Source organism: Calothrix sp. NIES-3974, assembly GCF_002368395.1.
Taxonomy (GTDB): domain Bacteria; phylum Cyanobacteriota; class Cyanobacteriia; order Cyanobacteriales; family Nostocaceae; genus NIES-3974.
This window is the reverse complement of record NZ_AP018254.1, coordinates 1,331,310-1,350,933: the sequence shown is the minus strand read 5'-3', so window position 1 is coordinate 1,350,933 and position 19,624 is coordinate 1,331,310. Positions and strand designations below refer to the sequence as shown.

12 protein-coding genes are annotated in these 19,624 nt (G+C 40.2%); 6 read left to right on the top strand and 6 right to left on the bottom strand.

Features of this window, described 5'->3' with window-relative positions; genetic code table 11:
• Positions 1–626 precede the first annotated feature (626 nt).
• Both CDC37_RS05225 and CDC37_RS05220 read left to right on the top strand, forming a co-directional pair.
• Positions 627–4,739, top strand: a complete 4,113-nt coding sequence (locus tag CDC37_RS05225; protein WP_231943227.1) for a chemotaxis protein CheB — start codon at positions 627–629, stop codon at positions 4,737–4,739.
• Positions 4,740–4,883: 144 nt separating this feature from the next.
• Complete coding sequence (locus tag CDC37_RS05220) at positions 4,884–6,608, top strand: hybrid sensor histidine kinase/response regulator (protein WP_096620800.1); 1,725 nt, start codon at positions 4,884–4,886, stop codon at positions 6,606–6,608.
• A 237-nt stretch (positions 6,609–6,845) separates the two neighbouring features.
• Here the strand turns inward: CDC37_RS05220 and CDC37_RS05215 are convergent, their stop codons facing one another.
• Positions 6,846–7,514, bottom strand: coding sequence for a HEAT repeat domain-containing protein (locus tag CDC37_RS05215; RefSeq protein ID WP_096620799.1), 669 nt, complete (start codon positions 7,512–7,514; stop codon positions 6,846–6,848).
• A 305-nt stretch (positions 7,515–7,819) separates the two neighbouring features.
• On the opposite strand from CDC37_RS05215, the gene CDC37_RS05210 reads away from it, so the two are divergent.
• Positions 7,820–8,398 carry a phycobilisome protein gene (locus CDC37_RS05210; RefSeq protein WP_096620798.1) on the top strand — a complete coding sequence of 193 codons (579 nt, stop codon included), beginning with the start codon at positions 7,820–7,822 and terminating at the stop codon, positions 8,396–8,398.
• A gap of 701 nt (positions 8,399–9,099) precedes the next feature.
• On the opposite strand, the gene CDC37_RS05205 is transcribed toward CDC37_RS05210, so the two are convergent.
• Entirely contained in the window at positions 9,100–10,308 is a 1,209-nt protein-coding gene (locus CDC37_RS05205; protein WP_096620797.1) for a 4-hydroxy-3-methylbut-2-enyl diphosphate reductase, read from the bottom strand.
• 259 nt (positions 10,309–10,567) lie between these two features.
• On the opposite strand from CDC37_RS05205, the gene CDC37_RS05200 reads away from it, so the two are divergent.
• The gene (locus CDC37_RS05200; RefSeq protein ID WP_096620796.1) at positions 10,568–11,668 is read left to right on the top strand and encodes a metallophosphoesterase family protein; all 1,101 of its coding nucleotides are present in this window, start codon (positions 10,568–10,570) and stop codon (positions 11,666–11,668) included.
• A gap of 432 nt (positions 11,669–12,100) precedes the next feature.
• Here the strand turns inward: CDC37_RS05200 and CDC37_RS24015 are convergent, their stop codons facing one another.
• Genes CDC37_RS24015 through CDC37_RS05180 form a run of 4 tightly spaced genes read right to left on the bottom strand, consistent with a single transcriptional unit; the run spans position 12,101 to position 16,347 of the window.
• The gene (locus CDC37_RS24015) at positions 12,101–12,271 is read right to left on the bottom strand and encodes a hypothetical protein (protein WP_157780657.1); all 171 of its coding nucleotides are present in this window, start codon (positions 12,269–12,271) and stop codon (positions 12,101–12,103) included.
• A 17-nt stretch (positions 12,272–12,288) separates the two neighbouring features.
• Positions 12,289–12,669, bottom strand: coding sequence for a response regulator (locus CDC37_RS05190; RefSeq protein WP_096620794.1), 381 nt, complete (start codon positions 12,667–12,669; stop codon positions 12,289–12,291).
• Positions 12,670–12,683: 14 nt separating this feature from the next.
• Positions 12,684–15,227, bottom strand: coding sequence for an ATP-binding protein (locus CDC37_RS05185; protein WP_231943226.1), 2,544 nt, complete (start codon positions 15,225–15,227; stop codon positions 12,684–12,686).
• A 34-nt stretch (positions 15,228–15,261) separates the two neighbouring features.
• Positions 15,262–16,347 (bottom strand): response regulator, encoded by a 1,086-nt coding sequence (locus CDC37_RS05180; protein ID WP_096620793.1) that lies wholly within the window; start codon positions 16,345–16,347, stop codon positions 15,262–15,264.
• Between the two features lie 897 nt (positions 16,348–17,244).
• Between CDC37_RS05180 and CDC37_RS05175 the strand changes: the two genes are divergently transcribed.
• Positions 17,245–18,420, top strand: a complete 1,176-nt coding sequence (locus CDC37_RS05175) for a photosystem II q(b) protein (protein WP_096620792.1) — start codon at positions 17,245–17,247, stop codon at positions 18,418–18,420.
• Between the two features lie 54 nt (positions 18,421–18,474).
• Positions 18,475–19,566, top strand: coding sequence for a photosystem II q(b) protein (gene psbA / locus CDC37_RS05170; protein WP_096620791.1), 1,092 nt, complete (start codon positions 18,475–18,477; stop codon positions 19,564–19,566).
• Positions 19,567–19,624 lie beyond the last annotated feature (58 nt).

The window sequence follows — 19,624 nt, the reverse complement described above, 5'->3', positions numbered from 1 at the left end:
ATCTGGGAGTTAATGATGTTTGTCTGTGATTGTTTAGCTATCGACAGGATTATTCGCTACCTCTTTCATTAATTTAACGCGTCTGGTTACTTTATGACCCTAGTATGTGCCCTGGTTTGGGTGACGATAACCGTACCCCCCGCATTTCCCACATAACTGTAAAACTTACGAGGAGTAGGGAGTAGAGAGTAGAAGGAAAATCAATCCGTTACTCAAGGCTTACAACTTACTCCTGAGAAACCCAGGAAAGATGTGCGTAGCGCAGTTTCTCTTGAGAGGGGTTTAATAAGGGGGTTTTCTCCCCTCAACACTCGTAAAAGAAACTAAAAAGCGAGGTCTGCTGGTAACGCAATCTGACAGTTGTTAATCCCTCGAAAAGCTTAACCTGAGAGAAGTTTCTTCGATGATGAAAGTGATTTTTTCCCACTTCCGACTCCCTATTCCCCCAACTCCCTTAGGTATTATCGCATTTTTGTTCACTGATATTATCAATGGTGTTGATTACAAATTAATTTATAACAAATTCGATTTTTCCCAGTAATAGGGATTAGAATAATTCAGAAACTAAATCATTTATATGTATTTTTTTAATAATATTTTAAGATTTAATTATTGATTTTTTTGGTATGACAAATAAGTCCGATGAAATGACAAATCCTCATCACAAAGCTGATAATCTGTTTGTAGTTGGAGTTGGGGCTTCTGCGGGGGGATTGCGTGCTTTAGAAGAGTTTTTTGAAAATATGCCTGTGGATAGTGGTGCTGCATTTGTGGTGATTCAGCACCTATCACCGGATTTTAAAAGTTTGATGAAAGAATTGCTGGGACGGAAGACCCGAATGGCGATTTATCGGGTGACGGATCGAATGGAGTTGGAACCTAATTCGATTTATTTAATTTCACCGGGTAAAAACTTAATTTTAGAAAATAATTGTTTACGATTGCTGGAGCAGGAAGAAAGAAATCGTCATGGATTGAATTTTCCCATTGATATATTTTTGGAATCCCTAGCCAAAAACTTTGCGGAAAGAGCGATTGGGGTGATTTTATCGGGTACGGGTAGCGACGGTACAAAAGGGTTACGGGCGATCAATGAAGCGGGAGGGTTTACAATGGTACAAGACCCAGCAACGGCGGAATTTGACGGAATGCCACGAACTGCGATCGCGACAGGGGTAGTGGATCGGGTTTTATCCCCCCAGGAGTTAGCCCAAGCAGTTAGTCAATTAATGCGATCACCAATTGAGAATCAGCAAGCTCACAAGCACCGTTTACGTAATTCGGATTCGTTAAAGTTACAAAGAATTGCCAGTATTTTGGCGAAGTACGAGCATACAGATTTCTCTCACTATAAAACTAGCACCCTATCGCGGAGAATCCATCGTCGTTGTTTAATTAGTGGTTGTAATAATTTGGAAGATTATATCCATTTACTAGAAGTTTCTGGGGAAGAAAGAAATACATTACGCCATGATTTATTAATTAGTGTCACCCAATTTTTTCGCGACCCAGAAGCATGGAAATATCTGGAAAACAGTGTGATTCCCTCCATGATTATGGAAGCAAAACCAGGGGACGAATTACGGTTTTGGGTGACAGCATGTGCAACGGGAGAAGAAGCCTATTCCCTGGCAATTTTAGTCGATGAAGCGGTGGAGAATCTCAATCCCAGTGTCAAATTTAAGATTTTTGCCACCGATATTGATAAAGAAGCTTTAGAAAAAGCAACTCAAGGCATATATCCGGAAACAATAATTAACGACGTGCATCCAGAAAGATTACAAAAATATTTCATTCGCAAAGAGCAATCCTATCAAGTGATTAGGAAACTGCGGGAAAAGCTGTTATTTGCACCCCACGATTTGACCAAAGATGCTGGTTTTACACGCATGAATATGATTAATTGTCGGAATGTGTTGATTTATATGCAACCGGAATTGCAACAACAGGTTCTGCGCAATTTACACTTTTCTCTGACAAGTCAGGGCATATTATTTTTAGGAGAAGCGGAAACTTTAGGAGAAATTGAAGACGAATTTACAACTTTGAATAAAAAGGCCAAAATATATTGTAAGCGTCGAGATATCCGTCTACCAATCACTAGCAAAAGCCTCGATAAAAACCCTCGTTACTTACCAACTAGACTCAAACCCAAACAGGTGATTCAAGAGTCGCGCTTAGAGCCGATTTTAGATGATGTTTTTAGTGAATTTTTAGCAGAACAAAATGCTACCTGTTTATTGGTCGATAAAGATAACCAACTGTTTCACGTCTTTAATAATTCCTTAGATATCCTGAAATTCTCGACGGGTAGAACCAGTAAGGATGTGGCAAAATTGATTATTCCGGCTTTACAGCTACCTCTAATTACTGCTTTACATCGTGCTAAACGGGAACACCGTCCGGTCGCTTATTCAGGCATTAACTTGACCCAGCATCATCCGGGTTTAACAGTTAGTTTGAAAGTGAGTTATCACGAGAATAATAAATTAGCAGGGGATTTTTTTATCGTCATTATTCAACAAGATACCCAACCCTTGAGTTTACCTGTAGAGAATTTTCAAGCAGATTCGGAAGCGTCCCAACGGATTATTGAATTAGAATACGAACTGCAACAAACTCGTGAAAATCTCCAAGCAGTCATTGAAGAATTAGAAACCACCAATGAAGAACAACAAGCGACTAATGAAGAGTTAACTGCTTCTAATGAAGAGTTACAAAGTACCAACGAAGAACTACATTCGGTGAATGAAGAACTTTACACTGTGAATGCAGAGTATCAGTCGAAAATCGAAGAATTAACTGAACTCAATAACGATATTGATAATTTATTGCGCAGCACGGATATTGGTGTTGTCTTCCTCGATAAAGAGTTAAAAATTCGTAAGTTTACTCCTGCGGCAACAATTGCGATAAACTTAGTTGATGCTGATATCGGTAGACCACTACGACATATTACCCATAATCTCAATTGTGATGATCTGCTAGGATTATTACAACAGGTAATTACAACTAAATTTCCCCTAGATCAAGAAGTACAAGTAGTCAGTAGTGGCTTTAATTTACTGATGAGGGTAAACCCCTATTTACAGGAAGATCAAACCCTGGATGGAATTGTTTTAACCTTTGTTGATATTGATGAAATCAAGCAGGTTCAACAACGTTTATTGAAGGTAGAAGCCGCATTACGTTTAGCAAATGAAGACTTGGAAAAACGAGTCAGCGAACGCACCGCAGAACTCGCTCAGGCTAAGGAAGCAGCTGAAGCGGCAAACCAAGCTAAAAGTGCTTTTATCGCCCATATTAGCCATGAATTACGAACTCCTTTAAATGCGATTTTAGGGTTTACACAAATTTTGCAAACTAAAGCTGATTTAAGTATCAATGAACAACGCCAAGGAATTGAAATTATCCATCGTTCTGGACAACATTTACTGACACTAATTAATGATATTTTGTATCTTGCCAAAATTGAAGCGGGTAAACTGGAACTTCACACCAATGATTTTCAATTTGCTAATTTTCTGGATAATTTAATTGCCATTATCCGCATTCGCGCTGAACAGAAACAGATACAGTTAAAATATGAGAAAGTATCCACCTTACCAGTAGCAATTCATTGTGATGAAACCAGATTAAGACAGGTGTTGTTAAACCTGCTGAGTAATGCGATTAAATTCACGTTTCAAGGTTGCGTGTCCCTGCGGGTAGGTTATGTTGAAGACTTTCAAAATCAACCAGACTCTGGTGATGCGATATCTTCTATTCGCAGCAATAAAATTCGCTTTCAAATTGAAGATACTGGTATTGGTATTCCGGAGGATAAAATTACAGAAATTTTCCTCCCCTTCCACCAGTTAAAGCTAGATAATCATCAATCCCTCAATGAAGGAACAGGTTTAGGATTAACCATTAGTCAAAATATTATCCGACAAATGGGAGGAGAAATCCAAGTTAGGAGTACTCCCCATCAAGGAAGTGTGTTTTGGTTTGATTTAGATTTACCGGAGGTCTCCAACTACAGTGAATCAAGCTATGCTATTAATCAACAACAAATTATTGCCTATGCTGGAGAAAGACGCAAAATTTTGGTTGCAGATGACCACGATAGTAATCGCAAGTTCGCTGTCAATTTACTTACTTCTTTAGGGTTTGAAGTGTTAGAAGCAGATAGGGGTGAAATGGTAATTAAAAAGGCTGAAGAAAACCAGCCAGACTTGATTATTTTAGATTGGTTAATGCCGGGAATTAAAGGTATAGATATTGTCCATACTATTCGTCATCATCCCCAACTACAAAAAACAGTTATTATTGCTACTTCTGCTAGTAGTAGTCTACAGGAGGAATCATTATATATAAAAGCTGGTTGTCATGCATTTATTCCTAAACCAATTCAATTTCAACAGCTACTAGATTTAGTCAAAACCCACTTAAATATCGAATGGATATTTCAAGATACTTCAATTAATCTATTTGCGGATGAATTAAGAAATAACTTGTCAGATGAAACTTTTACATCTATTTCCCAACCGATTATTGCTCCTAAATCAGAAGAACTAAATACCCTTTTACAATTAGCTATCCAGGGTGACATTCGTCGTATTTTACAACAGGTTAACTATTTAGAAAGTTTGGATAGCCAATACCATTTATTCTGTCAACAGGTACGTAATTTCGCTGATGCTTTTCAGGTAAATCAGTTACAGGATTTTTTGCGTCAGTACTTGCAAGCTAGTTGAAATCCCGCCTTCTAGAGAAGACCTTCCCGGTAGTCCCTACCCGCTGAGGAAACCAGAATTGTAAAAAAAATTAAGTTTTCGGCGATTTATTGATATATTGAAGGAGGAATTTATAATTTTATCTTAGACGATACGATGTAAAAAATGAACTCTGAAGCTGCTGGGTTAGAAGTTGATGCTACTGAAACAATTTTAATCGTTGATGATTACCCTAGTAATTTACGGGTATTGTTTACCTTTTTAGAGGAAGCAGGTTACAGAGTTTTGGCAGTGCAAAATGGTGAAAATGCGCTGCAAATAGTTGAGTCTAATCGTCCAGATTTAATTTTATTAGATATTTTGATGCCGGGAATGGATGGATTTGAAGTTTGTCAGCGTTTGCAAGCAAAACCATCAACTAGTAGTATTCCTATTATTTTTTTGACTGCACTTTCGGAAACGGAAAATAAATTAAAAGGCTTTGAATTAGGGGGTGTGGATTATGTCACTAAACCCATTGAAAAACAGGAACTTCTAGCTAGAATTCAAACCCATTTGAGCTTGCAAAAAATGCGTCAGAATTTGAAATTACATAATCAAAAACTGGAAGCAGAAATTGAAGTACGCAAGCAGATAGAAAAGCGATTATGGGAGAAGACTTTTTTATTACAACAAGCTGTTGATTTTGAAGGTTTAGTGCGTCGAATCACGGAAAAAATCTGTGATAGTTTAGATGAAAATCAAATTTTACAAACTGCAACCGAGGAACTCTATCGAGTTTTACAAATTGATAGTTGTCAAATTGAATTACATGATGAAAGCCAACAGATTGCCAAGATTGCCTTTGTATATCGACCTGATACATCTGGACTGAAAAACAGCGATCGCAATCTCGCAGATTTTCCGGAGTTACAGCAGCAGTTATCCCAGCAAAAACCCATACAATTTGTTGATATCAGCTTACAATTACTACCAAATCAACAAAAATATACCCGTCTTGGCTGTCCAATTATCGAAAATCACGGCATTAACCGTTATCTGGGTACTTTATGGTTGCTCAAAGACCAAGGGGAAGTCTTTGCAGAGATGGAAATACACCTTGCTCAACAGGTAGCCAATCAGTGCGCGATCGCCATTCGTCAAGCTCGCTTATACGAAGCTTCCCAGCAACAGGTCAAGGAGTTGGAAAAACTCAATCAAGTCAAAGATAATTTTCTTAAAAGTATTTCCCACGAACTCCGTTCCCCCTTAAGTACCATGCAACTATCAATTCAAACCATTGAAAAAATGTTGCAAATGGAAGGGATTTCCTATCGTTCCCCAAAATTCACGAGAGTTGTAGATATATTCTACCGTAATTGTCAGCGCTACAATCGCCTAGTCGATGATTTATTAACACTTTGTTATCTCGATGCCAAGGTTGGCAATCGAAACTGGGAATGGATTAATTTACAAGTTTGGATACCAGAAATTGCCCAAAATTTTCTCGAAAGAATTCAAAACCAACAACAGGAACTAGTACTAAATATACCTACGGAATTACCCCTATTGTACACAGATAACTCTATTTTAGAACGAATTGTCACTGAATTACTCACCAACGCCTGTAAATATACTCCCGCAGGGGAGAAAATTACAATTTCTACTCAAGTGGAACAGGAGCAGATTCTGATGACAATTAGCAATTCGGGAATAGAAATACCTCCCCCAGAACAGGAGCGTATTTTTGACCAGTTTTACCGCATTCCCAATAACGACCCTTGGCAATATGGGGGAACTGGTTTAGGTTTGGCTTTAGTCAAAAAAATGGTGGAGCTATTAGGTGCAACTATTGCTGTCACCAGTGGAAATGGGGAAACTCAATTTACCCTGCGTTTAGCAACAAGATAAATTGGGAACTGGGAGCAGGAGTGAGCCTTTTGCCGACATCTTGCACCTTGGGGAAGCTAAAAATAAATTTAACCGCTTTATTTCTTCAGCTACTCGACTACGCTCTCGTCCAACAGGGATTGTAAATCTAAAATTAACATTTACGTATTTACTGTTAAGGTTCTGCATTTTGAGCAAGGAAGTGATAAGCCTTGATTTGTGGGTTGACTTTTCTGCTATTCCCCACTCCCTTTCCAGCTAAGATGGTAGCAAATTTTCCAGTGCTGCACCGACGACTTGGTGGTCGGGGTCTTGACGCAATTTTTGCAAGGCTGCTTTGGCTGTCTCCTGTTCAAATAATTTGAGTGCATAGGCAACACGGATACGAATTCTTTCTGAGGGATGATTGACTAAATCAAGTAATTGATTCAACACTTGTTCCTGAATTTGGGAATTAGCTAAGGTCGCTAAAGCGTCTACAGCAGATTCCTGGACGGTTTCATCTTCGTCTGTATGGGCGATCGCTTGCTGACAAATATCAAATAATTCGTCGGGACAGTCCATTTCTGTTAAAGCTGCAAGGATGCTCCGACGCACTAACCAATGGTCGTCTTGATAAAAGGTACTCACTAAATGGGAAATTGCGATCGCTCCAAATAGGGAAAGGGAGTTAGCTGCTTCTGCACGCACATTCGGTGTATCATCGAAGCGAATCATCTCCAACAAAGACGCAAAGGATTCGGCTGTTTGTTGTTTGCCAAAAGCCATCGCGACAAAGGAACGTACTAAAAATTCCGGGTCATGGATTTTGGTTTGTAGTAGGGGAACAGCAATTTCCGGGGAATAATTTTTCAATGCGGCGATCGCTTTGAGACGGTATTGAAAGTCTGGATGGTGAAGGTTTGATTTGATTGATTCAAGTTCCATTATTTTGTTACATTTATTTTGTTACATTGGTGAGTTGGGAATAGGGAATTAGAACTATTTCGGTGTAAAGTGTTATTAAATAGTTAGGTTCGGCTACTCGTCTTGTTGCTGTTGCGTCCACATTTCATTTGCACGCAGCCAAGCAATAGAATACCTTTTATACCCCTTTTATCGCAATTCCCAAAACGTTTGCAACACATCCAGGATATTGAGACTTGTCAACATCAATCTGTCCCATTCTCGTTTCAAATTAGTATTACTTTTGCCTACTCCCAATTCCCCACTATCTGAGCATAACTCGACCGATGACCCAACTAAGCGAAAAAGTTAAAGAATTAATTGCCAAAGCGCGAATCGTCAGCTTTGCGACTTGGGATAGTACCCACCCCCCTGATGCGATCGCCATTTTTCAAAATGCGGATGATCAACGTCGTTACCTAAATGACGAGGAATTGTCTTTTCTCCAAACCACTGTCCCCAGTCACAGTGAATATATCCCGGTTGTCCAGATGTTGCGCGATCGCGTCACCGAAATTGTTGATCAAGCTCGCGGTCATGTCCTTCAACAATTCCCAAATATCACAGAACCAGGTGGCGGTTTATACCCACCATCCCGCGCAGATGCTTGTTGGCGAGATTTTTGGCATTTTTTGCGCTGTATCACCTATGGTATCGCAGGACAACACACTGTTTATACCAGTCCCGTTGGACTTGATTATATGAAACAATTATACCAGGAATTGCAAGTACCCCTAGATGCGATGATTGTTGGTTTGGAAGGAATTAAAACAGCAAGTTTACAAAGGTGTGAAGATAGACAACAAGCAGTTCTCGCACCCTATTTTGACCACCTCATTAGTCAAATGAAAACTTTTCTGAATTGAAATAATTTTGGATTTGAGATTTTGGATTATTTAGAATGTTGACTTTTCCTAGTACAGTTTGGCGGAAATAAACCGAGTATTAATTTAGTCACAACTTTATCATATATATCTAGTGACTATTATATCTAGTGACTATGATCTGCGTGGTCACTCAGTCAACGAAGGCTCTGCCTTCATTCACGAGGTCGGAACCTCGTAGGTTCCGCACCCACGCGGAGCATAGGTGCGAGGGAAATTGGCAAATTATTAATTTTTAATTACGTACGCAAAGCGTTGCCGCGGGCTATTACGTAGCTTGCTTCCCGCGTAGCGGGTATTACAAATTACGAATTATCTAGTGACTATGCTCTGCGTGGTTACTCAGTCAACGAAGGCTCTGCCTTCATTCATTCACGAGGTCGGAACCTCGTAGGTTCCGCACCCACGCGGAGCATAGGTGCGAGGGAAATTGGCAAATTATTAATAGCCAAATTAATAGCCAATAATTCCACTTTTGCTTACAGATGCAAGGTTTTTTCATCTCTATACACCTATGTGGAAAGCACTGTTTGCGAATAAAATACCTTCCAATGGTGACAAGATAAGGGTTTTACTTAGTTTGTAGTCCTGAAAATGGACTAATCTACGAGAAAACGCTACATGTATTTAACCCTATTAGCCGGGGATTTACAATCCCTGGTAAACGGGATGCAAAATTTCCCTTAAACAACAGCAGTAGCAGATTTCAATTCCAAAATTTTGGCGATCGCATCTTCTACCACTTTATCGGGGGTGGAAGCTCCGGAAGTTACTCCCAGGGTAATTTTTCCGCTAGGTAGCCAATTTTCTGTGATGTGTAAACTACCATCTAATAAACGGTGTTCAATTTGCCGTTCTGATTTAATCCGCTCCACGGAATCAATATGGTAAGAGGGAATACCTTTTTCTTCCGCAATTTCCTGGAGATGGGCCGTATTGGAAGAATTAAATCCACCCACCACCAACATCAAATCCAGCTTTTGTTCCACCAACTCAAACATGGCATCTTGTCGTTCTTGGGTAGCATCACAAATGGTATTAAAACTTTGAAAGTGCTCGTTGATGGATTGTGGTCCATACTTTTGCATCATTGTCCGCTCAAACAGCTTACCAATCAACTCCGTTTCCCCCTTCAGCATGGTGGTTTGATTGGCAATTCCTAACCGTTCCAAGTCCACATCGGGGTCAAATCCCGTAGAACAAGCTTTGCCGAATTTTTCCATAAATTCACCCTTATCCCCGCCATTGAGAATATAATTGGCCACATACTCGGCTTGAGCCATATTCAACACAATTAAATATTTACCCGCAAAGGAACTAGTCGCAATCGTTTCCTCGTGATTATATTTACCATGAATAATCGAAGTATAATCGCCTTTTTTATGCTTTTCCACCGTATTCCAAACCTTCGATACCCAGGGACAGGTCGTATCCACAATTTTACAACCCAAATCATTTAGCAGTTGCATTTCCTGGACGCTAGCACCAAAAGCGGGTAAAATCACCACATCACCCTGACTAATTCCCGAAAAATCCTTTTCTCCAGCTTGTACAGGGATAAATTTCACATCCATTTCCCGTAATCTTTGGTTCACCGAAGGATTATGGATAATTTCGTTGGTAATCCAAATCTGTTCTGTGGGAAAATGCTTACGGGTCTCATAGGCCATGGCCACAGCCCTTTCCACACCCCAACAAAAACCGAAAGCCTCAGCCAGACGAATCGTCACATCACCGATGGTTAACGTATAATTGCGATCGCGAATTTGCTGTATTAAACCACTTTGATACTCTGATTGTAACTGCGTCGCGACCTCCGCTTGATGACCAAAACCACGACGGTGGTAATTTTCGGAATGTTGCAGCGATCGCTTAAACGCTTTTGTGTCCATTAGTTAAACTCTCCCACTAAAAAAAATACTTTCTCCCATTTTCCCCCAAGGAATTCCCTACCAGGTATTGTTACATATCTTAATTTATCGGATAAATTTTTGCCGAAACTTGAGAAATAGTAGGGTGCATTCGAGCAAAGCATAAAGCATCGAAATAATTACTATCCCCTGTCTCCTACCCTATCTTTCCTCGAAAAACTGTATAAACGATATACTTTTAAAAGGCTTTATTAACGAAATTATAAAAAAACTTGATGTAATGGCTCCGAATTTTCGCTTCGCTGTCGTTAGTGACCTGCATATAGCCCTTCCCGAAACGATTTGGCATCATCCTAGCCGATTTCATTTAGTGGAAGTGAGTATTCCCGCATTAGAAAGTGTGTTTGAACATCTGACCCAATTGGATTTGGATTTTCTGCTGTTACCGGGTGATTTAACTCAACACGGAGAACCTGAGAACCATTTGTGGCTGCAAAAAAGACTGAGTAAATTACCCTTTCCTACCTATGTGATTCCCGGAAATCATGACGTTCCCACCCTAACAGCAAATAATCAATCGATTGCTTTCCGTGATTTTCCGGAATATTATCGTAAATTTGGTTATGGTGATAGTCAAAATCTATACTACACCCGCACCCTATTATCAGGAGTCCGCCTAATCGCTCTCAACTCCAATATGTTCAACGACCAGGGACAACAAATCGGTCGGGTGGATGCAGAACAATTACACTGGTTAGAAGCAACCTTAGCGACCGTTAAAGATGAATTAGTGTTGTTAATGATACACCACAATATCATTGAACACATTCCCCATCAAGCCCGCCATCCCATGGCCCAGCGTTACATGCTGGAAAATGCACCGCAATTGTTAGAAATATTACGGCGCTACGGTGTCAAACTAGTTTTTACTGGACACTTACACGTGCAAGATATTGCCTATGAAGATGGAATTTATGACATTACCACTGGTTCCTTAGTCAGTTATCCCCATCCCTACCGGGTAATGGAATATCGTCAAGACAACTATGGTCGTCACTGGCTACAGGTGCAATCCTACCGAGTGGAATCGACACCAGATTTTCCCAGATTGCAAGCATATTCACGTAAATGGATGGGCGATCGCAGTTTTCCCTTCCTCGTCAAATTATTAACCTTACCTCCCCTGAACCTACCCATCTCCCAAGCGGAAGCCTTAGCACCCTCTCTACGGGAATTTTGGGCAAATATAGCCAACGGAGATGCCCTATTTACCGACTTTACAGCCCCTGTCCACCTCCAGAACTACTTTCAAGCCTATGGTGCGATCGCACCTGATGGTACTCCCAATTTAATCGATAATCATATTTCCCTGTTACTTTAATTGGGTATCACACCCCTCATCCCGAAAATTCATTCATCGGCTAGATTGACTCTGCATTTGTAATAGCCTACGGCAAGGCTGCGCCTACGTAATACCCGCTACGCGGGAAGCAAGCTACGTAATAGCCTGCGGCAACGCTTTGCGTACGTAATTACAAATGAATAATTTATTTGGGTTTTAATTAAACCCCTAGATTGATCTATGGGGTATTAATTACATGTCTAAATGGTTCTTTGTTGTAGTCAGTGAAGGGTAATGAATCAAAATTGCTTAACAAAATTAATTTGGCAACTTTTATCTCACCAAAAATTCCCGTTTTGTCCTTATTTTCAACCCATCTACCTCATCACCAGGTTATTCATTGGTGTCAACCTATTCGCTAGTCCAGCAGTACCAATTGAACCCATCAAAATTGATATCTTAATTCCTAAGTCAGGTGAGGTTGACTTGCGCAAAACCGTAATTTTCCATCATCAGCGAACCATTGACCGAAAGCATCGCACAAACTCGTTTTAATCGGGTGATTATCTCTGCGAGAAAAGTCTCTTCTCGAAAGGGTGCGATCGCAACTAAACAACACCATAGTTCATTCCTACTCCCCACTTCCTACTACCTATTCCCTATTTCCGGAAATTATCCAAAGCTTGGGTAATCTGATTCGAGAGAATAAACGGATCATAGGGTTTAGTAATAACTGCGGCAATATTAAGTTGTGTAAATTGCCTTTGTTCAGCTGCTTGTGTTTTAGCTGTTAATAAAATTACAGGTATTTGGCAAGTTTCTTTAGTTTTTTGTAATAGCTTTAATGTTGTTAATCCATCCATATCTGGCATCATTACATCTAGGAGAATCACATCTGGTTGATGTTGCAAAGCCTTATTTAAACCTTCTTGACCTGAAGCAGCTGTAATTACTTCCCAATTACCAATTACTTCCAAACAGACTTGAGTTGCTTCGCGAATATCCTCTTCATCATCAATGAGTAAAACTAATTTTTCCATAGATTTATCATCCTTTATACCCTTGCTTCCTTCGAGACTATGGGCAAGGTAAAATAGAAAATACTACCCTGACCAACTTGACTTTCTACCCAAATTTTTCCTCCATGTTGTTCTACAATACTGCGACAGATTGCCAATCCTAAACCTGTACCGCCTTGATGACGGGAATTAGAGGCATCAACTTGTTGAAAACGGTCAAAAATTGTCTCTAATTTATCTTCGGGAATACCTCGTCCTTGGTCTTGAACTTGGAAGATTACCTGGGGATATTTTGCACCATTATTAATGGGGTTAGATGCTAAATTTGCACTTAAATGAACTTGGGAACCAGGGGGAGAAAATTTAATGGCATTACTCAGTAAATTAGTAATAGTTTGAATAATTCGGTCTCGGTCTACCCACAGGTTAATTGACTCGTCCTGAGTTGGTAATAAATTGAGTTTAATTTCCGATTTTTCTGCCATTGCTCCCATTTCGTCAATGGCTTGCATCATTAACTCAGTTGCATTGCAAGCTTGCTTTTGCATTGTCACTTTACCCGAATTAATGCGCTCAATATCGAGAATATCATTAATTAAACGCACCAACCGATTAGTATTATCAAAAGCAATTTCAAGCATTCTCTGACTTTTATCTAATTCTGTTTTTAAACAACCCCGTGCGAGTAAACCTAAAGCACTACGAATTGATGTTAGAGGTGTGCGTAACTCATGACTGACAACGGAAATAAATTCATCCTTCATGCGCTCAATAATTTGTCTTTCCGTAATATCTTTAAAAATCACTACTGCACCCACAATTAGAGATTTTTCCCGAATCGGAGTGGAAACATATTCCACGGGAATTTTTTTACCGTCACGACGATAAAAAATATCATCCGTAATATGTTGAACGGTACCATCTTGTAAAGTCTTATATATTGGATTTTCCTCAAAGAAATAGCGCACACCATCCGCTTGAGAATGTTTCACCACCTCATGCATAAATCTATTAATTAATTCCTCCACCTCATATCCCAACATTCTTGCTGCTGCGGGATTAACAAATGTAATTTTCCCCACAGCATTTAATCCGTAAATTCCCTCACCAGCCGAGTTTAAAATTAACTCACTTTGGCGACTCAGACGTTCTAAGGATGTTTGCGCAACCCGACGTTCTCGCAAAGCTCTTTCCCTTTCCTTAATCTCCTCCACCAATCTTTTGTTAGCCCGTCGTAATTCTGCTGTTCTTTCCTGTACCCGTTGTTCTAACTCCGCATTCATTGCCGAGATTTTTTTCTCTACTTGCTTACGCTCCTCAATGTCTTGTTGTAAACTTAGATTCAGAGTGCGAACCTGCTGATAGAGTTGATATTGATGAACCGCGATCGCAAAGTGACTTCCTAGAGCTTGAGCTAGTTCAATCTCTGTGGTTTCCCATCCTTGGGGTTGATTTTTTTGAATTTCTCGCCAAATTTCAAAGGATTTTATTGGTTTTAGATGTCTAGGGTCATGTTGATCTATCCTTCTACCCCAAATTGTTTCCACATCTATCTCGCGGCGGAAAATACTCAAATATCCTAAAATTTGCTGTCGATATTGCAAGCGAATCACCAATAGACTACGAATTCCTGCATCCAAAAAACCTTGTAAAATATCCGACGGTAAACTTGCTTGACACAAATCAGTAAAAACCCAAGTGGAATACCCCTTTCCCACACTCTTTTCCATTTGCAACCATTCCCCCCAAGTCGAATTCTGTTCATAGGGGAAATGAGTAGCAGTGAAATTAACTGCTTTACCTTTGACCCGGTTGCGTCGTTGCTGTTTAGGAAAAATCGGCTGCTCTCCACAGATGAATAACTGATTCTTCCCCTCATCAATACGAGGTATAATATAGAGCCTTCCACCAGCAGCTTGTAAAGCAGAAACCGTTAACTCCAAAGCCCTATCCACCTGCATTTCCGTCATGGAATGTAATAATTTTGCCACCTTGTTAATAGTCGCTTCCTGTTGAGCTTGGAGACGGGTTTGCTCCCACAAAGTCGATTGGGCGATCGCAATTGATAATTGATCTGCCACCAATTGCACTACTTCCAGTTCCCTCGGAGTCACCTGTCGAGGAGAACTGTGGTGAGAAACTAATAACCCCCATAACTGATCTCTATGCAAAATCGGTACCACCAAAGAAGACTTCACTCCCATTGAAGTCAGATACTCTACATGACAAGGGTCTACGGGTCGAAAAAAAATTTCATTTTCTGGAGATGATTCAACCGTTTCTTGGGAAATGAGGGGACTCAAGCCAATTTTTTGCAAACTTACATCAACAATTGAACGCTGACGCACCTGGAGAAACAATTCCCTCGCTGTCAGAGGAATATCATCAGCTGGAAAGTGTTGTCCTAACAAGGATGGTAGATAATTTTTGTCTACAGATTCAGCCGCTACTTTCCCATTGCCAGCACTATCAAATTGATACACCATTACCCGGTCAGTACCCAAAAAATTACGTACCTCATCCACCGTTGTTGACAGGATTACAGGTAACTCCAAAGATTGACGGATACGATTCATCATCCGGTGTAGCAGGGACTCCAGTGAAGATATTTGTCTATGATGATTTGTCATATTCATCCAACACCAAACGACACAAAACTTGATCTAGTTCACGAAAAGCCGGTTGTTGCATCTCTTCTTGCAGGGTTTTCACTAAAAGCTGTAAATAGTTAACCTGTTGATGGTTAATTTTGCCGGAATATGCCAATATCTCTTCAATTTCCTTCGCTATCTGGGAACCTTGATGAAATCCAAAAATTCCTAAAGACCCAGCCAATTTATGAGCTGCTTCCCTTGCTGCAAGACGTAATTCCCGCGATATCTGCTCCCTTTGCAAAGACGCGATCGCTTGCTTAATCATCGTCAAGCGATCGCGATTTTTGTGTTTGAGTTTTTCCCAAACTATTTTCAATGCTTTTTTGGTCTCTTCATGACTTTTATCTAGAACCTTGTTGCGACTATCGTCTTCAAAGGGGTTCAACCGATAACCTAAACCATAGACCGTTTCAATAAAATTTGTTGGCGCACCCACTTGAATTAATTTTTGCCGCAATCCTTTAATATGCGCTGTCACCGTGTCTTCCTTCGGAGCTTCATCCATTGACCACAAATGGTCTAAAATCTCACTGCGACTAAAAACACTGTGGGGATTGCGTAAAAAAAGCTCTAACAAATAATATTCCTTGGGAGTTAAATTTAAAACATGACCATCATAGGCAACCTCACAATTTTGAGGGTCAAGACGTAAATTCTCCCAACTCAAAACCATCTGAATCGGTGTATTTCTCCGCCGTAATAATACCCGAATTCGAGCTAATAATTCAGAAAAATCAAACGGTTTCACCACATAATCATCCGCACCCGCATCTAAACCCAGCACTTTATCAGTATGGGAATTCTGGGCTGTTAATAGCAATACCGGAGTTTGGTATCTATCGGCACGCAACCTTTGACAAAGCTGAATACCATCAAGTTTTGGCAAAATTACATCCAACAAAATCAAATCATAGCTAAACGTCCTCACAAATTCCCAACCAATTTCCCCATCATGAGCAACATCGACAAGATAACGCTGCTTCTTTAAAATCTGTTCTACAGCTTTCGCAATGCACTCATCATCTTCAACTAGTAAAATTCTCATGCAATTTCACCCGTGGTTGCTCTAAACAGCAAAATTTAGCGTCAGTGACTTTTAAAAGTGATTTTTGAATAATTAGCAAAAGCTTTACCCCCTATTTGGAGCAAAATTCATTGGATTTAGAGAAAGTAAGGAGTATGGGAAAAATCAATTCCTTACTCAACCTTGACCACAAACATCAAAAATCCAGGTTACTACCTTGCTTTTGCAGACCACTAACTAAACTTGAATGGCAAACAAGATACTGTAATAAAAATTAATTAGTTGACTAGGCTTAGAGGTTGGGAAAAATCAGGATATTTGCCAATTTAAGATTATTGTTAACAAAATCCGCACCGAGTAGTTATATCCTTTTAATAAACTTTACGCTTCTTTATCTTTATTCATAAAAACTCATGTAACCCTGGTAATTTACCACGGCAACTTTTACTACTGCCTCCCTTGAAAATAGGGAGTAGGGAGTAGTGTCGATGCACCTAGTACTTTGTCCCATTAATTTTGATGAGTAAAGAAAAAAGGTACGTAGTAGCGCTTTAACTCTTCATATTCACTACCACAAACCCCCCAGAACTTATGTGATGGATCACTAGTCTTCAACAACACTGCGCATACCTGCTAGTTGTAGAGAGTAGCTGCCATGTAATGCTTACAGATGAAAGTAGTTTTCCCCACTCCCTAAAACCACACATCATTGTTTGAATTGTCAGACCACTAAATGTAATTAAATGGCTATTAATCACGACTATATGAACTTTTGTAAAGAAAATGATATCTTCATTAGTTCTTCAGGATTTTTGATTATTCTACATTCCATCAACCTTCAACGGTTTGATCACAAATATCCCCAAGGGGAGTTGCGATGGGGGAACATCAGAATATTGAGTGAGGAATCTAGATCAAATGACAGCAAAGTCAGACTCGGGCGTAGCAACCATCAAAAAAAGCGATCGCTCTCCTCAAGCATCAGTCATCAATCAGCCAGAAATACATGAAGAAATTAGTTCATGGGAGAAATTTTGTACTTGGATCACAAGTACTGACAATCGACTGTATATAGGTTGGTTTGGCGTGATTATGATTCCATGCATATCGACAGCAACAATTGTTTTTATCATTGCAATTATTTTTGCACCTCCTGTCAGCATGGATGGAATCGGCAGACTTGTTTACGGTTCTTTACTTTCCGGGAACAACATTATCACAGCCGCAGTTGTACCGACTTCATCAGCCATCGGTCTACATTTTTATCCCATTTGGGCAGCAGCTTCAATTCAGGAATGGCTGTATAATGGCGGCCCTTACCAGATGATAGTACTACACTTCTTGATTGGAATTATTGCCTATCAAGACCGGGAATGGGAATTAAGTTACCGTTTAGGGATGCGTCCCTGGATATCCCTTGCTTTCACAGCGCCAGTTGCTGCAACAATTTCCGTATTATTAATTTATCCCATCGGTCAAGGGAGCTTTTCTGCGGGAATGCCACTGGGAATTTCGGGTACATTTAACTTTATGCTCGAATTTCAAGCCGACCACAATATTCTCATGAGTCCCCTACATCAACTGGGAGTCATCGGAGTATTAGGAGGAGCATTTGCCTGTGCGATGCATGGTTCATTGGTGACATCAACCCTGCTTCGGAGCAGTGAAGACAATCATCATCCAGACAACTATGAATCAATCAACAAAGGCTACAAACTAGGTCAAACAAAACCAACCTATCATTTCGGTAAAAGCCAAGTCTATCTATGGCATTTACTATGGCAACGTGCCAGTTTTCCCGACTCTCGTAAACTCCATTTCTTCTTAGCAGCACTACCTGTTGCTGGAATCTGGTCTGCTGCTTTAGGTGTTGACATTGCTGCATTTAACTTTGAAAAATTGACATTTTCCCAACCCCAAATACTCAGTGACAGACATGTAATATCTACTTGGGCTGACACAATTAATTGGGCTAACCTGGGAATAAAATCTCTGAGACAAACACAAATTTATCATTATTCCGGTGGTTTTCCAGAGGAACTAACATCCGATTCCCAATACATTGAATCAAAGGAGGAAGAAAAGGAGATTTAAATCACCTTTCTTGCATCCAAAATCTAAAATCCAAAATCTAATTCATCTATTCGTATGACAACTATTTCCCAACCAAAAACAACTCGTTTTCCCGCTTGGGAGCGATTTTGTGACTGGATTACCAGCACAGAGAATCGACTTTACATCGGCTGGTTTGGTGTTCTAATGATTCCCCTATTGGGAGTATCCATTTGTGTGTTTGTAATTGCTTTTATTGCAGCACCACCCGTCGATATTGATGGTATTCGCGAACCAGTTGCTGGATCAATTTTTTACGGTAATAACATCATTACCGCCGCAGTTGTTCCCATGTCCAATGCGATTGGATTGCACTTTTACCCCATTTGGGAAGCCGCTTCAATGGATGAATGGCTCTATAACGGTGGTCCCTACCAGATGATTGCCTTCCATTACATCCCTGCTCTTGCTTGTTACATGGGAAGGGAATGGGAATTATCCTATCGTTTAGGAATGCGTCCTTGGATTGCTGTAGCCTACAGCGCTCCCCTCGCAGCCACCACTTCCGTATTTTTGATTTATCCCATCGGACAAGGAAGCTTTTCTGATGGTTTACCAATGGGTATCAGTGGGACTTTTAACTTTATGTTTGTCTTCCAGGCAGAACACAATATTCTCATGCATCCCTTGCACATGATAGGGGTCGCAGGGGTTTTAGGTGGTTCCCTATTTTGTGCAATGCACGGTTCCCTGGTGACATCGAGTATTATTCGCGAAACCACTGAATTGGAATCCCAGAATTACGGCTATAAGTTTGGTCAAGAAGAAGAAACCTACAATATTGTCGCCGCACATGGTTACTTTGGACGCTTGATTTTCCAATATGCCAGCTTTAACAATAGTCGGTCTTTGCACTTTTTCTTAGCAGCTTGGCCAGTAATTTGTATTTGGGGAACTGCAATAGGCATCAGTACGATGGCATTTAATCTGAATGGATTCAACTTCAATAACTCCATTCTCGATTCCCAAGGTCGAGTGCTACCATCCTGGGCAGATGTGTTAAACAGAGCAAACTTAGGTTTTGAAGTCATGCACGAACGGAATGCTCATAACTTTCCCCTAGACCTTGCCAGTGGGGAAGCAATTCCAGTTCCAGTTGCAATGGCAGCACCTTCCATCACGATGTAGCCAGGTTGATATAGTCAGTTATTAGTTTTTATTCTGCCTCTAATATCTGACTATTTCC